The organism is Leifsonia sp. KNZ13-11D (genome assembly GCF_056754895.1).
Map to the genome: position 1 here is coordinate 3,712,785 of NZ_JBPGWU010000001.1, position 16,897 is coordinate 3,729,681.

12 protein-coding genes and 1 pseudogene are annotated in these 16,897 nt (G+C 71.5%); 7 read left to right on the plus strand and 6 right to left on the minus strand.

All coding sequences use genetic code 11. From position 1 onward, the window contains the following. Nucleotides 1-3 precede the first annotated feature (3 nt). Together hemG and hemE are read right to left on the minus strand one after the other, a co-directional pair. Nucleotides 4-1,614 (minus strand): protoporphyrinogen oxidase, encoded by a 1,611-nt coding sequence (gene hemG / locus ACR9Y5_RS18245; RefSeq protein ID WP_481299292.1) that lies wholly within the window; start codon nucleotides 1,612-1,614, stop codon nucleotides 4-6. Continuing rightward, on the minus strand, nucleotides 1,611-2,753 hold the full coding sequence (gene hemE, locus ACR9Y5_RS18250; protein ID WP_481299293.1) for a uroporphyrinogen decarboxylase: 1,143 nt from the start codon (nucleotides 2,751-2,753) through the stop codon (nucleotides 1,611-1,613). The genes hemG and hemE overlap by 4 nt, the downstream gene beginning before the upstream one ends. Nucleotides 2,754-2,852: 99 nt before the next feature. On the opposite strand from hemE, the gene ACR9Y5_RS18255 reads away from it, so the two are divergent. The 4 genes and pseudogenes from ACR9Y5_RS18255 (at nucleotide 2,853) to ACR9Y5_RS18270 (ending at nucleotide 8,910) form a co-directional block, all read left to right on the plus strand. Continuing rightward, the gene (locus ACR9Y5_RS18255; protein WP_481299294.1) at nucleotides 2,853-4,160 is read left to right on the plus strand and encodes a glutamyl-tRNA reductase; all 1,308 of its coding nucleotides are present in this window, start codon (nucleotides 2,853-2,855) and stop codon (nucleotides 4,158-4,160) included. Nucleotides 4,161-4,182: 22 nt separating this feature from the next. After that, nucleotides 4,183-4,806: a GNAT family N-acetyltransferase gene (locus ACR9Y5_RS18260; protein WP_481299295.1), complete on the plus strand. Its 624-nt coding sequence runs from the start codon at nucleotides 4,183-4,185 to the stop codon at nucleotides 4,804-4,806. Between the two features lie 73 nt (nucleotides 4,807-4,879). Then, nucleotides 4,880-6,269, plus strand: a pseudogene (locus tag ACR9Y5_RS18265) (glycine--tRNA ligase). Between the two features lie 76 nt (nucleotides 6,270-6,345). Continuing rightward, entirely contained in the window at nucleotides 6,346-8,910 is a 2,565-nt protein-coding gene (locus tag ACR9Y5_RS18270) for a bifunctional lysylphosphatidylglycerol flippase/synthetase MprF (protein ID WP_481299296.1), read from the plus strand. Nucleotides 8,911-8,919: 9 nt separating this feature from the next. Here the strand turns inward: ACR9Y5_RS18270 and ACR9Y5_RS18275 are convergent, their stop codons facing one another. Beyond that, the gene (locus tag ACR9Y5_RS18275) at nucleotides 8,920-9,987 is read right to left on the minus strand and encodes a PrsW family glutamic-type intramembrane protease (RefSeq protein ID WP_481299297.1); all 1,068 of its coding nucleotides are present in this window, start codon (nucleotides 9,985-9,987) and stop codon (nucleotides 8,920-8,922) included. A gap of 121 nt (nucleotides 9,988-10,108) precedes the next feature. Between ACR9Y5_RS18275 and ACR9Y5_RS18280 the strand changes: the two genes are divergently transcribed. From ACR9Y5_RS18280 to ACR9Y5_RS18290, 3 genes are all read left to right on the plus strand, one after another. Further along, a complete protein-coding gene (locus ACR9Y5_RS18280) occupies nucleotides 10,109-10,510 on the plus strand; it encodes a hypothetical protein (protein WP_481299298.1) in 402 nt (133 codons plus the stop codon). 16 nt (nucleotides 10,511-10,526) lie between these two features. Continuing rightward, a complete protein-coding gene (locus tag ACR9Y5_RS18285; RefSeq protein WP_481299299.1) occupies nucleotides 10,527-12,503 on the plus strand; it encodes a M13 family metallopeptidase in 1,977 nt (658 codons plus the stop codon). Between the two features lie 158 nt (nucleotides 12,504-12,661). Continuing rightward, on the plus strand, nucleotides 12,662-13,570 hold the full coding sequence (locus tag ACR9Y5_RS18290) for a serine hydrolase (protein WP_481299300.1): 909 nt from the start codon (nucleotides 12,662-12,664) through the stop codon (nucleotides 13,568-13,570). 37 nt (nucleotides 13,571-13,607) lie between these two features. Here ACR9Y5_RS18290 and ACR9Y5_RS18295 read toward each other — a convergent pair whose 3' ends face one another. From ACR9Y5_RS18295 to ACR9Y5_RS18305, 3 genes are all read right to left on the minus strand, one after another. After that, entirely contained in the window at nucleotides 13,608-14,108 is a 501-nt protein-coding gene (locus ACR9Y5_RS18295; protein ID WP_481299301.1) for a GbsR/MarR family transcriptional regulator, read from the minus strand. Between the two features lie 107 nt (nucleotides 14,109-14,215). Further along, nucleotides 14,216-15,910, minus strand: a complete 1,695-nt coding sequence (locus ACR9Y5_RS18300; RefSeq protein ID WP_481299302.1) for an ABC transporter permease — start codon at nucleotides 15,908-15,910, stop codon at nucleotides 14,216-14,218. Next, nucleotides 15,907-16,860, minus strand: coding sequence for an ABC transporter ATP-binding protein (locus tag ACR9Y5_RS18305; RefSeq protein WP_481299303.1), 954 nt, complete (start codon nucleotides 16,858-16,860; stop codon nucleotides 15,907-15,909). The genes ACR9Y5_RS18300 and ACR9Y5_RS18305 overlap by 4 nt, the downstream gene beginning before the upstream one ends. Nucleotides 16,861-16,897: the final 37 nt, after the last annotated feature.

The following is a 16,897-nucleotide window of genomic DNA, read 5'->3' on the forward strand; positions in this document are numbered from 1 at the left end:
TCCCTATTCCGTGTCCGTCGGTCCGTGTTCCGTCCCGCCGTCGGCCTGCAAGGCGTCCGTCAGGGCTTTCCACCGTAGACCTCGTGCCCGCTCGGCCGTGCGGCGAGCATCCGGGATGACGGAGGCGAGGCCTGTTCCGGTCAGCCAGGACCCGGTGACCTCGAGACCCTCGACGCCGTCGACCTCGGAGCGGACCCGCTCGATGCGTTCCCGCTGCCCCACTGTCGCATACGGGAGGGCGTTCGTCCAGGGGGTCCGGGCGAATGCGGTCACGGCGGATTCCGCGAAGGGAATATTGAGCAGTCGCGCCGCGTCGGCGATGGCGATCGCCCGGAGTTCCGCGTCGTCCAGCCCTGCTGTCCCGTCCGTGCCGCCCGCGCGGCCGTAGGACAGGCGCACCACATGACGGCCGGTGCCGGCAGCCTCCGCGACCCAGGCCCACTTCGCGCTGGAGTGCGTCATCGCCTTGGCGCGGACGTCGGTGCCGGGCACGTCCGCCACGAGCACTCCCGTGCCGACCGGACTGGTCGTCAGCCGGTCGTCCTCGATCACCAGGGTCACGAGCTCGACGCTCGACGCGGGTGGCCAGTCGAGGTCGCTCAGCGCGGCGAGTTCACCCCCCAGGCCGGCGAGCAGCGCCAGGGAAGCGTCCGCCGGGGAGGCGAGCACCACGGCGTCGGCGGCGAGCTCCCCGCCGTCGCGCAGGGCGACCAGCCAGCGCGCGGGGCGCGCGTCGGCATCCTCGGTCGCCCCCGCGTCAACGGCCTCCGGCGCGGCGCGATCGCCCCACGGCCGGATGGACGCGACCGGCGAGTCCGTCATCACGGCTCCGCCGCGGGCCTCGATGTCGGCGGCGAGCGCCTCCGGCAGCCGCCACATCCCGCCGAGGATGCCGCCGACGGCGCTCCCGGCCCTGGAGGCGGACCGCAGCTCGCCGACCGCACCGGAGAGCGAGCCGAGCCGCGTCAGCGCCGCGTTCAGTCCGGGGGCGACGACGTCGATGTCGAGGTCGTCCGGCGATGCCGAGTACACGCCCGTCGCGACCGGGGCGACCAGCAGGTCGAGGACCTTCCGCCCCATCCGCTTGCGCACCAGAGTGCCCAGGCGCCGCTCCCGACCGATCTTCAGCACGGGCATCAACCGGTCGAGGTACGCGCGGAACGCGCCGCCCCACCCGATCGCCGCCGCCACGTCCGTCGCGAGCGGAGAGCTCGGGATGCCGAGCAGCCCGGCCTTCGGCAGCGGGACGGATCGCGAGCCGTGACGCACCCAGGCGCCCGACGGGTTCGGCTGCACGACGTCATCGTCGAGGCCGAGGTCGTGCAGCAGCTCGGCGACATGGCCACCGCGCGTGGCGAAGCTCTCCGCACCCGCGTCCACGACCATCCCGCCGACGGGAAGGGGTGCGACGCTGCCGCCGACCCGGCCGGATGCCTCCAGCAGGGCGACCTCGAACCCCGGACGCGCGCACTCCCAGGCGACCACCAGACCCGCCACTCCCCCGCCGACCACGACGATGCGCGTCGGCGGCGCCTCCACTACGTGGCGGAGCTCCTCGCCGACCTCGTCCTCGGTCACCGGGCCGTCGCCCGGGAGATCGGGCACGTCGCTCATTCCGGGCGCCACCCGTGGACCAGCTCGACGACCCGGGTCAGCACGGCCGGGTCGGTCTCCGGCGGCACGCCGTGGCCGAGGTTGAGCACATGCGACGGGGCCTCGCGTCCGCGGTCGAGCACGTCGCGGACGTGGGCCTCGAGCACCGGCCAGGGGGCGTCGAGCATCGCCGGGTCGACGTTGCCCTGCACCGGAACGACATGACCCAGCCGCCGGCTGGCCTCGTCGAGCGGGATGCGGTAGTCGACACCGACCGTGTCGGCCCCGGCCTCGTGCATCGCCTTCAGCAGCTCGCCGGTCCCGACGCCGAAGTGGACCAGCGGCACGTTCCGCACCTCGGCCTCGGCGACGCCGCCCTCCTCCGCAGCGGCGCCGGCCACCTCGTAGGTGAGGTCGCGCACGTGCGACAGCGCACGCGCGGAGGCGGGCGCGACATGCGTCACGTAGTCGTGCAGCGAGAGCGACCCGGCCCACGAGTCGAAGAGCTGCGCGGCGCTGGCGCCGGCCAGCACCTGGGCGCGCAGGAAGGCGCCGGAGATGTCGGCCGTCCAGGCCATCAGCCGCGCCCACGCCTCCGGGTCGGCGTGCATCAGGGTGCGAGCCCGGATGTGGTCCTTCGACGGACCGCCCTCGACCAGGTACGCGGCCAGGGTGAATGGTGCGCCCGCGAAGCCGATGAGCGGGGTCTCGCCCAGCTCCGCGATGGTCAGCCGCACGGCCTCCTGGATGGGCGCGAACACGTCGGCGCCGAGGGCTGCGGGGTCGACGGCGGCCAGCCGGTCGACGTCCTCCGCCGAGCGCACGGCCTGCGCGAAGACCGGGCCCCTGCCCGGCTGGATCTCCACGTCCACACCGGCGAGCTTCAGCGGCACGACGATGTCGCTGAAGAAGATGCCCGCATCCACCCCGTGCCTGCGCACCGGCTGCAGCGTGATCTCGCTCGCCATCGCCGGGTCGAGGCAGGCGTCGAGCATGCGGGTGCCGACCCGCAGCTCCCGGTACTCCGGCAGCGAACGCCCCGCCTGCCGCATGAACCAGACCGGGGTCACCTCCGGCCGGTCGCCCTGGAAGGCGCGGACGAGCGGGCTGTTCGGGGTGCGCCCGGAGGCGAGGGGATGCTCGGGTGGGAGGGAGGTCACCCCCCGATTCTGCCAGGGCGGTGTCTGGGCGCGCGCTGGGGCTGATCGCCTGCTGGGCGCCGATTCGAGGTTGGCCGCACGCGAGCGTAGTCTTTCGTCGTGCTTCTGTGCTTCTCGTCGAGTCACCGGACGGCGGACTTCGACCTCCTGGAACGGCTCGAGCGTCACGCTCCGGCCATCACCGCCGCACTCTCGGAGCACAGCGACATCGTCTCGGGCTCGGTCGTCCTCGCGACCTGCAACCGCTTCGAGGCCTACCTCGACATCGACGAGCCGCTGCCCGCTGCCCGCGCCGTCTCGGCCGAAGCCGTGCTCGACGCGGTGAGCAGCGCCGCGGGCATCGACCCCGACACCCTGCGCGGAGCGAGCGCCGTCTACAGCGACCACGCGGTGGCCGAGCACCTGTTCGCCGTGACGAGCGGACTGGAGTCCGTGGTGGTGGGCGAGGGCGAGATCGCCGGTCAGGTCCGTCGCGCCCTCGAGTCGGCTCGCACCGCCGGATCGGTGACCAGCGAGCTCGAACGGCTGTTCCAGGTCGCCTCGCGCACGTCTCGCGGCGTGAAGAACCGTACAGGGATCATGTCCGCCGGGCGCTCGATGGTCCGGCTCGCCCTCGACCTCGCCGAGAGCCGGGTCAGCGACTGGTCGCAGACCAGGGTGCTCCTCGTCGGGACCGGCAAGTACGCGGGCGCCAGCCTGGCCGCCCTCCGCGATCGCGGAGCGACCGACGTGCGGGTGTACTCCCCCTCCGGCCGTGCGCCGAAGTTCGCCCGGTCGCACGACATCCTCGCCGTCGCCGCCGACGGCCTGGTGGAGGCGCTGGCCGAGAGCGACCTCGTCGTCACCTGCTCGGCGGTCACCGACTACGTGCTGACGCGTGCCGTCCTGGCCGAAGCGCTCGCCCGTCCGCGAGCGCTGGAGCGCCGCCTGGTCGTCGACCTGGGCCTCCCCCGCAACGTCGATCCGGCCGTCGCCGAACTGCTCGGGGTCGAACTGCTCGACCTCGAGACCATCACGCTGCACGCCCCGCTGAAGGAGCTGCAGGCCGCCGACGACGCACGCAGCATCGTTGACGCAGCCGCCGCCGAATACCGCGCGCAGTCGGCGGAGCAGGCGATCACCCCCGCACTCGTCGCGCTCCGCAAGCACGTCTTCGACGTGCTTGACGCCGAGATCGCGCGGGCGCGCGGGCGTGGCGACGGAAGCGAGCAGACCGAGGCGGCCCTGCGCCACCTCGCCGGCGTGCTGCTGCACACCCCGTCCGTGCGGGCCAGGGAGCTCGCCCGCAACGGCGACGCGTCGCTGTTCGTGGACGGCGTGGCCGCCCTCTTCGGCGTCGACGTGGACGCGGAGGCCGCCTCCCGCCCCCGGCTCTCCGCCGTGGACGACGAATCCGCAGCATCCTGACCCCACCGCGTAAGGAGCGACCGTGAGCGACGAAGCCTCCACGACCGCCGTCGCGCCGCATGGCGCCACCGGCCTCCCCTATGCCGCCGAGCAGCTGCGCACCGAGCGGCTGCTGCTCCGGCCGCTCAACACGGGCGACTTGGAGGATGTGCACGCCTATCAGAAGCTCAAGGACGTCGTCCGCTACCTCTACTGGGAGGTGCACGACCACGACGAGTCGGCCGAGCACCTGCGCAAGCGCATCGCGATGAACCGCCTGGCCGAGAACGGCGACGGCATCGTGTTCGCGGTGGAGCTGGCCGACCCGGACGGCGGCGTCGGCCGCGTGATCGGCGACATCAGCCTGTTCCTGAAGAACGCGACCTGGGGCAAGTTCGAGATGGGCTGGGTCTTCCACCCCGCAGTGCACGGGCGCGGCTACGCGACCGAGGCCGCGCACCGCGTGCTCGAGCTGTGCTTCGACACCCTCGGCGCCCACCGCGTCTTCGCGCAGCTGGACGCCCGCAACGACGCCTCCGCGCGTCTCTGCGAGCGCCTCGGGATGCGTCAGGAGGCACTGCTGCGCGAGACGGAGATCTTCAAGGGCGAATGGTCGGACACCGCGGTGTACGCGATCCTGGAGCAGGAGTTCCGCGCGGGCTCGTGACCCGGCGGCGGCCCGGGCCGCATCCTCAGTAGGATGGACGGGTCCCACCACCCGCATCGCACAGGGGAGCACCATGGCCGCACCGTCGAGACTGGATTCCGTCATCACGCTGGCGCAGCACCGCGGATTCGTGTTCCCCTCCGGCGAGATCTACGGCGGCACCCGCTCGGCGTGGGACTACGGCCCCCTCGGCGTGGAGCTGAAGGAGAACATCAAGCGCGAGTGGTGGAACGCCTTCGTGCGCGGTCGCGGCGACATGGTGGGCCTCGACTCGGCCATCATCCTGCCGACCGCCGTCTGGGAGGCGTCCGGCCACGTCCAGGTGTTCAGCGACCCGCTGACCGAGTCGCTGATCACGCACAAGCGCTACCGCGCCGACCACCTGTTCGAGGCGTACGAGGCCGAGCACGGCCACCCGCCGGCGAACGGCCTCGACGACATCCCCGACCCCGACCACCCGGACAAGGTGGGCCAGTGGACGCCGATCCGGCAGTTCTCGGGCCTGATGAAGACGTACCTCGGCGTCGTCGACGACGAGTCCGGCCTGCACTACATGCGGCCCGAGACGGCGCAGGGCATCTTCACCGACTTCGCGTCCGTGCTGCAGACCTCGCGCAAGAAGCCGCCGTTCGGCATCGGCCAGATCGGCAAGGCGTTCCGCAACGAGATCACGCCGGGCAACTTCATCTTCCGCACCCGCGAGTTCGAGCAGATGGAGATCGAGTACTTCGTCGAGCCGGGCACGGACGAACACTGGTTCGACACCTGGATCGACCTCGCCTGGGAGTGGTTCACCGACCTCGGGATCAAGCCGGAGAACATCCGCCGGTTCGAGCACCCGAAGGACGCGCTGGCCCACTACTCGAAGCGCACCATCGACATCGAGTACCGGTTCGACTTCGTCGGCAGTGAGTGGGGCGAGCTGATGGGCGTCGCGAACCGCACCGACTTCGACCTGAAGACCCACATCGAGCACTCCGGCAAAGACCTGAGCTACTTCGACCAGAACAAGAACGAGCGGTACGTGCCGTTCGTGATCGAAGCCGTCCTTCGGCCTGACCCGAGCGCTGATGGCGTTCCTGGTCGACGCCTACGACGAGGAGCAGGTGCCGAACGCCAAGGGCGGCACCGACAAGCGCACCGTCCTGCGCCTCGACCCGCGCCTCGCGCCGGTGAAGGTCGCGGTGCTGCCGCTCTCGCGCAACGAGGCGCTGTCGCCGCTCGCCCGCGGCCTCGCCGACCGGCTGCGCAAGCGCCGCAACGTCGACTTCGACGACTCGGGCGCGATCGGCCGCCGCTACCGCCGCCAGGACGAGATCGGCACGCCGCTCGCGGTGACCGTCGACTTCGACTCGCTCGAGGACGATGCCGTGACCGTGCGCGACCGCGACTCGATGCAGCAGGAGCGCATCCCGCTCGAAGGCCTCGACCGCTACCTCGGCGAGCGGCTGCGCGAGTTCTGACCGGCCCGTCCCCCGCCTGTGCGCGACGCATGCTCTAGCCTGACCTCGGACTGAGCCCACCGCGACGGAGGCCCGAATGAGCACCGCAGAGACCGCCGACCGACCCGGCGTCGGGAGCGCGCTCGCCCGCTACGCGCGGGTGGCTCCCGCGAGCATCGCGCTCGCCCTCGTCGTGCTCGCCACGTCGATCGCCACCGCCACGCTGTGGAGCGTCGCGTCCGCCGGCGGCCCGACGGCGATCTGGGCGGCCGGGGTGACCACCACCCTGAAGGCCGGCTCCTGGTGGACACCCGTCACCGCGCTGTTCGTGCCGGAGGACCCGTTGCAGCTCGTCGCCACGGTGCTCCTGTCCCTGACCGTGCTGGCCGCGGCCGAACGGCTGCTCGGCACGGCCCGCACCGTGCTCGCCTTCCTGGTGACCGGGATCCTGGCCGTCGTGCTCGGCGTGCTGCTGCAGGCGGCCGCGTCGAGCATCGGGGAGCTCTGGGCGAAGGCCACCGAGTTCGACGTCACCCTGGACCCGACCATCGGGATCGTCGGCGCGCTCATCACGGCGAGCGCGTTCGCCGCATCGCTGTGGCGCCGGCGGATCCGGCTGCTCACCTTCTCCGTCGTGCTGGTGTTCGTGCTCTACAACGGCGACCAGAACAACGTCTACCGGCTCATCGCGGCGTTGCTCGGGCTGGCGCTCGGCGTCCTGCTCCGGCGCGGGAGCATCCGGCGCCTCCACCGCAGCTCCCACCAGGAGACGCGCACGCTCGTCGCCGGCATCGTCGCGATCACGGCGTTCGGACCGCTGCTCGCCCTGCTGCCGCCCGGCGGTTTCGGCCCGCTGTCATTCGTGGCGGCCCTGTTCCAGCAGCCCGCGGTGGATGTGGCACAGGTGCTCTCCCGCTGCGACGCCTCCTACTCGAGCAACTGCCGCAGCGAGCTGCTGCTCGTCTCGGCCCAGGGCCCCGGCGCGCTCCTCCTCTCGGTGCTCCCCCTCGCGCTCCTGCTGCTCACGGCGATCGGTCTGCGACGGGGACGCCGCTTCGCCCTCGTGCTCGGCATCGTCGTCAACGCCGCGATGCTGGTGCTGCCGTTCACGGCGCTGGGCGACATCACGGTGGAGGCGGCCGACGTCAGCGCTGTGGGCCCCGCCCTCGAGGTGCTGCTCTGGCTGCTCGCTGCGATCCTGGTGCCGGCGGTCTCGATCGCCCTGCTGATCGCCACCCGACGGCAGTTCCAGCTCCGCTCCCCGCGCGACGCGTTCGTCCGTTTCGGCATCGTCGTGGTCTGCACCTTCGGCCTGCTCGCCCTCGCCTACCTGGTCGCCGCGCTGTCGTCGCTGACCGAGTTCGTGCCGGACGCGACGGTCGCCGACGTGTTCGCCTCGACGCTGCGCCGTTTCGTCCCCGCCGGGTTCCTGTCGGCGCTCGGCACCCCGATCATCCCCACGACGCCGGTCGTCTGGCTGCTCCACCAGTGGGTGGGGCCGGCCTTCTGGACCGTGTTCGTCTTCGCGACACTGCGGCTCTACCGCGCATCCTTCACCGGGCGGACGGTCGCCGACGAGGAGCACTTCCGTGCGCTCCTGCGCGAGGGCGGCGGCGGGACCCTCGGCTTCATGGGCACCTGGCCGGGCAACGTGTACTGGTTCAGCGCGGACGGGGACGCCGCGGTCGCCTACCGGGTGATCAATGGCATCGCGATCACCCTCTCGGACCCGGTCTGCCGGCCGGGACGAGCTCAGCGGACCATCTCGGAGTTCGTGCAGTTCTGCGACGTGAACAGCTGGGTCCCGGTCTTCTACAGCATCCACGGCGAGTACCTGCCAGTGTTCGAGGCCCTGGGCTGGCCGACGATGTCGGTCGGCGAGGAGACGCTGCTGCACCCGCAGGCGTTCGACCTGGTGGGCAAGCCGTGGCAGAAGGTGCGGCAGGCGCACAATCGCGGCATCAAAGCGCGCATCTCGACCCTCTGGACCCGATGGGACGACCTGTCGCCGCTCATCCAGACCCAGATCACGGCGGTCAGCGAGCAGTGGGTCTCCGAGAAGGAACTGCCGGAGATGGGCTTCACACTGGGCGGCATCGCGGAGCTCAAGGACCCGGACGTTCGGCTGTACCTGGCATTCGACCCGGACGGCGGACTGCAGGCGGTGACCAGCTGGCTGCCGAGCTGGCGCGACGGACGGATCGTCGGCTGGACGATCGACTTCATGCGGCGGGCCGACGGGTCGATGTCCGGGATCATGGAGTTCGTGATCGCCTCGGCCGCGCAGCGGATGCGCGACGAGGGTGTCGAAGTGCTCAGCCTGTCCGCTGCACCCCTCGCGACGAAGCCGGACGCGGACCTGACCGCGGCCGGTGAAGGCGGTGGCGAAGGCGGTGGCGAAGGCGGTGGCGAAGGCGGTGGCGAAGGCGACGGCGCCATGGATCGCGAGCTCGCGTTCCTGGCGCGCACGCTGGAGCCCGCCTACGGCTTCTCGTCACTGTTCTCGTTCAAGAGCACGTTCAACCCGACCTACGAGACGCTCTACCTTGCGTATCCGGACCCGCTGGCGCTCCCGGCGATCGGGAACGCGATCAGCCGGGCATACCTGCCCGACGCGAACGCGCGCGAGTACGTCGCGCTGGCGCGCACGCTGGTGCGCTGACGCCGGGTCCTAGAGCGCCGCGCGCTCCTCGTGCCGTCGGCGGATGCGCCGTGCGATGAGCAGCCACGCCAGACCGCTGCCGAGCACGAACAGCAGCTCGAACAGCAGGAGCAGCCCGCCACGCGCGGCCGCTGGCCACGGCAGCACCTGCGCGAGCCAGGTCGCCCCGTCGAACAGCCCGTGCGCCGCGGCCACCGCCAGGTAGGCCAGCACGACACCCCACGTCAACCGGAAGCGGCCGCCGCGCGCCGCGGCGAACACCGCAGCGCCGAGCAGGGCCGAGAACACCGGGTGCAGGAACGGTCCGGTCAGCTCCCGGCCGATGACGGTGGCCAGGAACATCCCGAAACCGGAGCCGTGCTCCTGCCCGCGTGCGAACGCCTCCTGCAGGTAGACGAGGTTCTCGATCACGCTGAAGCCCAGGCCGACGGCGCCGCCGACGAAGAGGCCGATCCGCGCATCCTTCACCGGCAGCTTCAGCGCGAGGACGACCACGGCGGCGATCTTGACCAGCTCTTCGACCACCCCGGCGAGCACCAGGGCGAGCCCGCTCGGGTGCGAGGCGGTGCCGCCGCTGAGCACGTCGATCAGGCTGTTGATCGGAGCCGCCACCAGCGTGGCGGCCAGGCCGCCGACACCGGCGATGATCACCAGGCGGGATGCGGTCAACCCGTCCTCGCGCCGCAGCCGGTAGGCCATCGTGTACAGGATGGCGGCCGCCGCGGTCGCCGCACCGGTCATCAGGAGGTAGGGCGAGAGCACGGCCGGTCCGTCGTCCGCCGCGTGCGGGGCGATCGCCGAGATCAGCAGGCTGAAGCCGAGGAGCCAGGCCCAGATGAACGTGCTCGCGCCGACGATGATCCACCCGCCGAAACGGCCGATCCACTTCCGCGGCTGACGCGGGCGCTGCCGGACCGGCGCGGCCTGCAGCGGAGCGGTGTACGCGGTCCATCCCGCGCCGCTCCACCACCGCAGGAAGCGCGCGTCGTACGGGTCGCCGTACCAGCCGGCCGGCGGCAGCGCGGCGTTCTGCGGTTCGTGCCCGGTGGGCTGGTTCTGCGAGGGAGCGACGGTCACCGAGCCAGCATACGAACGGAAGCCCTGCGGCGCCTGACCCCGTCCGGGTCGCACGGCGAGCCTGCGCGCCCCACGCGGCAGGTGCCTGACATCCTGGACGTCAGGCACCAGAAGGATCACCATGCGCTTCACGACACCCGGCCGCAAAGCGGCCGTCATCGCGGTGCTCGTCGCGATCAGCCTCCTGCTGACCCTGCTCTTCGACGCACTGCACTCGGAGGCGGGCTCGATCATCCTGACGGTGCTCCAGGTGATCGCCTGGTACCTGGTGACGCGGCTCTTCCGCGGGCCCGGCGAACCGGTGCGCGCTGCCCGGCCGTGGTGGCGAATGACCAGCCGTCCGCTTCTGAGCGGCGTTCTGGCGGCGATCTACGGCCTGGTCGCCGTCGTGAACATCGGTTTCTCGTTCGCCGGCTTCGGCAGCCTCTCGGGCACGGTGTCCATCCTCGCCGAGCTCGTCCTCGCCGCGCTCTTCACCGTCTCCTTCCGGCGGCTGTCGTCGCTGGCCCACGCAACGGCCTGACCCGTAGGCTGGGCGCATGACGCTCGACTCCGGCATCCGCACCGACGAACTCGATGAGACGATCCGCCCGCAGGACGACCTGTTCCGGCACGTGAACGGCAAGTGGCTCGACCGCACGGAGATCCCCGCCGACAAGGCGCGATGGGGGTCGTTCATGATCCTGGCCGAGGAGTCGGAGAAGGCCGTCCACGAGATCGTCGAGCGGGCGCAGACCGCCGACGAGGGAACCGAGGAGCGGAAGTTCGGCGACCTCTATACGAGCTTCATGGACGAGGAGCGGATCGACGCCCTCGGAGTCGAGGCCATCCGCGACGAGCTGACCTTCGCCGACGGTGTGGACAGCATCCCGAGCCTCCTCGAGACGGTCGGAAAGCTGGAGCGCCGCGGCCTCGGCGGTTTCTACCAGCTGTTCGTGGACAACGACCCGGGCGACCCGGAGCGCTACCTCGTCTTCCTGGAGCAGTCCGGGATCTCGCTGCCCGACGAGTCGTACTTCCGCGAGGAGCGGTTCGCCCCCGTGCGCGAAGCGTTCGTCGCGCACATCCAGCGGATGTTCGAGCTGGCCGGGTTCGACGACGCGCCGGCCCGCGCGCAGCGCGTGTTCGACCTGGAGACGGCGATCGCGGCCCAGCACTGGGACAACGTGGCCTCCCGGGACTCGGAGAAGACCTACAACCTCTACAGCTGGGCCGACGCCGCCACGGTCTTCGACGGCGGGGCACCCGCCGGCCACGACGCCGACCTGAACGTCTGGGCGCAGGCTCTCGGAGCCCCCGAGGGCGCGCTGGCCGAGGTCGTCCTGCGGCAGCCGTCGTTCACCTCCGGCCTCGCCGGGCTCCTCACCGAGGACCGCCTGGACGCGTGGCGCGACTGGCTCAGCTGGCAGGTCGTCCACGGTGCGGCACCGTACCTCTCCGGCGACTTCGTCGAGGCCAACTTCGACTTCTACGGCCGCACGCTGACCGGAACCCCGCAGATGCGCGCCCGCTGGAAGCGGGGCGTCTCCCTCGTGGAGGGCGCCATGGGCGAAGCCGTCGGCCGCAGCTACGTGCAGGAGCACTTCCCGCCCGCCGCCAAGGAGCAGATGGATGCGCTCGTCGGCAACCTCATCGAGGCCTACCGGCAGAGCATCGGCACCCTCGACTGGATGGGCGAGGAGACCCGAGAGCGCGCGCTCGACAAGCTCGAGAAGTTCACCCCGAAGATCGGCTACCCGGTGAAGTGGCGCGACTACTCCCGCCTGGAGATCGACCCCGCGAACCTGGTCGCCAACGTGCGCGCCGCGGCGCTCTTCGAGTTCAACCGCGAGCTGGGCAAGATCGGCAAGCCGCTGGACCGCGACGAATGGTTCATGACCCCGCAGACGATCAACGCCTACTACAACCCGGGCTTCAACGAGATCGTGTTCCCTGCCGCGATCCTGCAGTTCCCGTTCTTCGACGCCGACCGCGACGCCGCCGCCAACTACGGCGCCATCGGCGCGGTCATCGGTCACGAGATCGGCCACGGCTTCGACGACCAGGGCTCCAAGTTCGACGGCGACGGCCGCCTCGAAGACTGGTGGACCGAGGCCGACCGCGCCGCGTTCGAGAAGCGCACCGCCAGCCTGATCGAGCAGTACAACGCGCTCGCTCCGGCTCAGGTGCCCGAGCACCACGTCAACGGCGCGCTGACCATCGGCGAGAACATCGGCGACCTCGGCGGTCTCGGCATCGCCTGGAAGGCCTACCTGCTGTCGCTCGGCGGTGAGGAGCCGCCGGTGATCGACGGGCTCAGCGGTGCGGAGCGCTTCTTCCTGTCGTGGGCGCAGGCGTGGCAGCAGAAGGGACGCGACGAGGAGGTCATCCGGCTCCTCGCCATCGACCCGCACGCGCCCAACGAGTTCCGGTGCAACCAGATCGTCCGCAACATCGAGGCGTTCTACGACACCTTCGGCGTGACCGACGGCGACCGGCTCTGGCTGGCGCCCGAGGAGCGGGTCACCATCTGGTGAGCCTCGCCCCCGTCCCGGATCCGGCCGCCCATGGCCCTCGATCACGGGGTAACATCGTCCCTGTCGTCTCCGCGGACACCCTCGCGGAACGGCGGCGGAGCCGGGTGGGGCGCCGCGATTCCGGGAGAACCGATTCGGAAGAAAGACCCAGCGACACCGTGACGATCCAGGCACAAGAGTCCGCACGCCGAGCACGACAGGCGACTGCCGGGCGTGCCAGGCACCGGGCGCCGGGATCGACCGAGACGTTCAGCCGCGGCTTCGAGGCGCTCGGGCGGCTCGCCGTCTCCGGGGTCCAGGTGTCGGCGCGGGCGACCGATCTCGCGACAGGCGCCGTGCTGTTCTCCGTCGACGACCACATCGTCATGCCGACCGCCAGCATCGGCAAAGTGCTGCTGCTCGTCGAAGTGGCGGCGCGACTGCAGTCGGGCGAACTGAGCCCGCTCGCCCACCTCGACCGCGACCCGCGCGACGTCGCCGGCGACTCGGGCATCTGGCACCACCTCCACGTCCCCTCGCTGCCGGTCGCGGACCTCGCGGCGCTGGTCGGCGCGACCAGCGACAACCTCGCGACGAACGTCCTGCTCCGCCGGGTCGGGCTGGAGGCGGTGAGTGCACGCACCGAGTCGCTCGGCCTGACGCGTACCGCGCTGCTCGACCTGGTGCGCGACCATCGCGGGCCGGACGACGCACCCCAGCTGTCGGTCGGCAGCGCCAACGAGCTGACGTGGCTGTTCTCGGCGCTGGCGCGCGGCGAGATCGTCAACCCGGCGACCAGCCAGCGCGTGATCGCCTGGCTGTCGCTGAACAGCGACTTCTCGCTGGTGTCGAGTTCCTTCGGTCTCGACCCGCACTCGCACCGGCATCCCGAGCACGGCATCCTGCTGGTCAACAAGACCGGGACCGACGACGGCGTGCGCAGCGAGGTCGGTGTGCTCCGCGGTCCGCGCGCGGGCGTGACGTACGCGGTGTCGACCTACTTCGACGACACCAGCCTCCCCGAGCGTCTGGGGGTCATCGACGGGATGCGCGCGGTCGGGCTGGACCTGCTCGAGTACGTGTTCTGACGCCCGCTCTCGACCCGGCGTTTTTGGGCGGGGCGCGTCAGGCGTGCGGCGGGTCGTTCCGGCCGCCGCTGTTCCGGGCGGCGCGGACCTGCTCCCACTCGGCGATCATCTCCGGAAGTTTCTCCTGCACGAACCGGTAGAACCCGGCCATGTCGCGCAGCCGCTCCGTCGCGGGCGAGTCCGGGTCGTCCACGGCGGTGAGCCCCGCATCCGCCTGATCGGCGAGGGTCCCGTAGATCGGGCTGTTGCGCACCATGAGGGCGTACCAGTCGCTGGGGATCTCGTAGCGGTCGCGGCGACTCCCGGTCTGCGAGAGCCGCCGGATGATGCCGATCGTCTGCAGATACCGCACGGCGCCGGAGATCGCGGCAGGGCTCACGTCGAGCCGTTCGGCGAGCTCGGCCGCCGTCAGGCCCGCTGTCTCGGTGACGGTCAGGGCCATCAGCACCCGCGCGGGCATCCTCGGCATCCCCGCTGCGGTCAGCACGGCCGCGGAATGCTCCATCACCTCGGCGAGCGCCGCCTCGTCTCTGGCCATGGAACCGTCCCGTCTGTCCTAACTCGATGAGTGGGCTTACTCGATGCGTGGCCTCACTCGATCAGTGGCTTCACTCGATGAGCGGCCGAATCGCACGATCGCGGTGACTATCCCATCGCGAAGTCCCGTCGGCGGATCAGCGCCGCGGAGCCTGCGAGGGCCGCGACGGTGATGCCGAGCATCCAGTATCCCCCGGTCCAGTCCACGTTGCCGACGACGACCGGGGCGTCGGCGAAAGGCGAGACGTGCCGAAGCCATTCCGGGAGCCCGACCAGGCCGCCGAAGATGCCGACGAACGCGCCGAGGCCCAGGGCCGCCCAGCCTATGGGGATCGTCCAGGTCGGCACGACGACGAACACCAGCGTCAGCACGCCCAGGTAGACCAGGGCGACCGGCAGCTGCGCCGTGGCCGCCGAGAACGAGTCGCCGATGGTGGAGGCCGGCTCGCCCGCGGACACGGCGGACAGTCCCGACGCGATCGCCGCGGCCAGCAGCACGAGCACGACGGCGACCAGCCCGACGGCCACGATCGAGAACAGCCAGCGCACGCGCGACAGCGGGGTCGAGAGCAGCACCTCCGCCGTGCCGGACGCCTCCTCCTGCCGCAGCCGGATGACGCACTGCACGGCGGCCGCCGCCGCGAGCACTCCGACGATGGCGAAGATCGCCGAGATGAAGAGCTGTGTGAGCGGACCCGAGCCGCCGGCGCCGATCCGGGTCATCGCCTCCCGGATGCCCGCGAGGTCCGGGTTCTGTGCGAGCGAGCTGTTGATGGCGCTGCCCAGAGCGCCCGCGAGCAGTCCGCCGAGCGCGCCGCCGACCGTCCAGCCGACGACGGTCGGCCACTGCAGGCGCCAGGCCAGTCCGAACATCCCGCCGAGCGCCGGGGAGGCATGCGCTCGCCCCGGCCGCGCGGCGATGAGGCCGGCCCCCGAGTCCCTGACCGCCTGCAGGCCGAAGACGCCCGCGACGAGGACCGCCGCGAAGGCGATCTGGAGGAGCAGCGGCCGCAGATCGTCGGCGGTGAACGCGGCCGACTGCTCCCCCCAGCCGATCGGGCTCAGCCAGCTGGGCCACGCCGCGCGCAGGTGCGTGCCGTCGCCGAACGGCGTGCCCATTGCATCCCCGATGCCACGAAGCACGTAGGCCAGGAGGACCACCGCCGCGGAGAAGCCGTTGGCGGCGCGGGATGTGCTGAACACCTGGGCGAGCAGGAGACCTGCCCCGAAGAACGCGAGCCCGGCGCCGCCGGTGACCGCCCCCGCCACGAACGATCCCGCGAGCGGGAGACCCGTCGAGATGAACCCCAGAGCGACGAGCACGGCGAGCAGGATGTTCGCCAGCGTCGCGTGGATCACGGTCGCGGTCGTCGGCAGCAGCCGGCCGGCTGGGCTGGACGCGATCAGCTCGGCGCGGCCCGACTCCTCCTCGGCGCGGGAGTGCCTCACGGCGAGGAACGTGTTCATGAGGCCGGCCAGCAGCGCGAGGAAGGTGAAGATCTCGAAGAACGTGAGCGCCGCCAGCGTGGACCCCTGCGGCAGCCCGCGGAGGACGAGGATGGTCGGGTCGGCGATCGCCAGCCGGATCACCTGCACACGCGACGCCGCACTGCCGTACGTCTGCTGCAGGCTGACGGCGGAGAACGCTCCGAGGGCAGAGATCGAGAGCAGCCAGATCACGAGCTGCCAGCGGTCGCGACGGAGTCGCTGGCGGACCAGCGCGGCGAGGGTCGCCGGGGCACTCGACCGGGGCGCCGTCGCGCGTGTCGCAGCGGGCGCCGCGGGCGTCGTCACCGTGGTCATCGTGCCGCTCCGGCCGGGGCGGCGGGCCGCGCTGCGGTGTCCGCGCCGGAGTCGTCGCCGTAGTGGCGGAGGAAGAGCTCCTCGAGCGATGGCGGCGCGACGGTGAGGCCGCGGATGTCGAGCCGCGCGAGGGCCGCCAGCACCGGTCCGAGCGCATCGCTGTCGGCGGTGAAACGCACACGGCCGTCTCGGACGGTGGCGTCGTGGGCGCCGGGCACCTGCGCCAGAGCCTCCGGTGCGACGGCCCTGGCCTCGAACGAGATCTCTGTGCGGGTCAGATGGCGCAGCTCGTCCAGGGTGCCCGTCTCCACCGTGCGCCCCGCCCGGATGATGCTGACCCGGTCGCAGAGCTGCTCCACCTCCGACAGGATGTGGCTCGAGAGCAGCACGGTGGCCCCCTCGGCGGCCACCCGGCGGATCTCGGAATCGAACACCGCCTCCATCAGGGGGTCGAGACCGCTGGTCGGCTCGTCCAGGATGTACAGGTCGGCGGGGGTGGCGAAAGCGGCGACCAGAGCGACCTTCTGCCGGTTGCCCTTCGAGTACGCGCGGCCCTTCTTGGTCGGGTCGAGCTGGAAGGCCTCCACGAGACGCTTCTTGCGTGCCGCGTATGCCGCCCGGTCCGCCGTGCCGCCGCGCAGACGGCCGAGCAGGTCGATAGCCTCGCCGCCGGACAGGTTCGGCCACAGGCTGACGTCGCCGGGAACGTAGGCGATCCGGCGGTGCAGCTCCACCGCATCCTTCCACGGGTCGCGGCCGAAGAGAGCGGCCCGGCCGCCGTCCGCGCGCGCAAGGCCGAGCAGCACCCGGATCGTGGTGGACTTGCCCGCGCCGTTCGGCCCGAGGAAGCCGTGGACGTCTCCCGGAGACACCGCCAGGTCGAGGCCGTCGAGGGCGCGCACGCGCCCGAATCGCTTTTCGAGTCCCGAGACGTCGATCACCGCATCCATGGACGGCATGCTACGCCGTTTTCAGTAATTCGTGAAA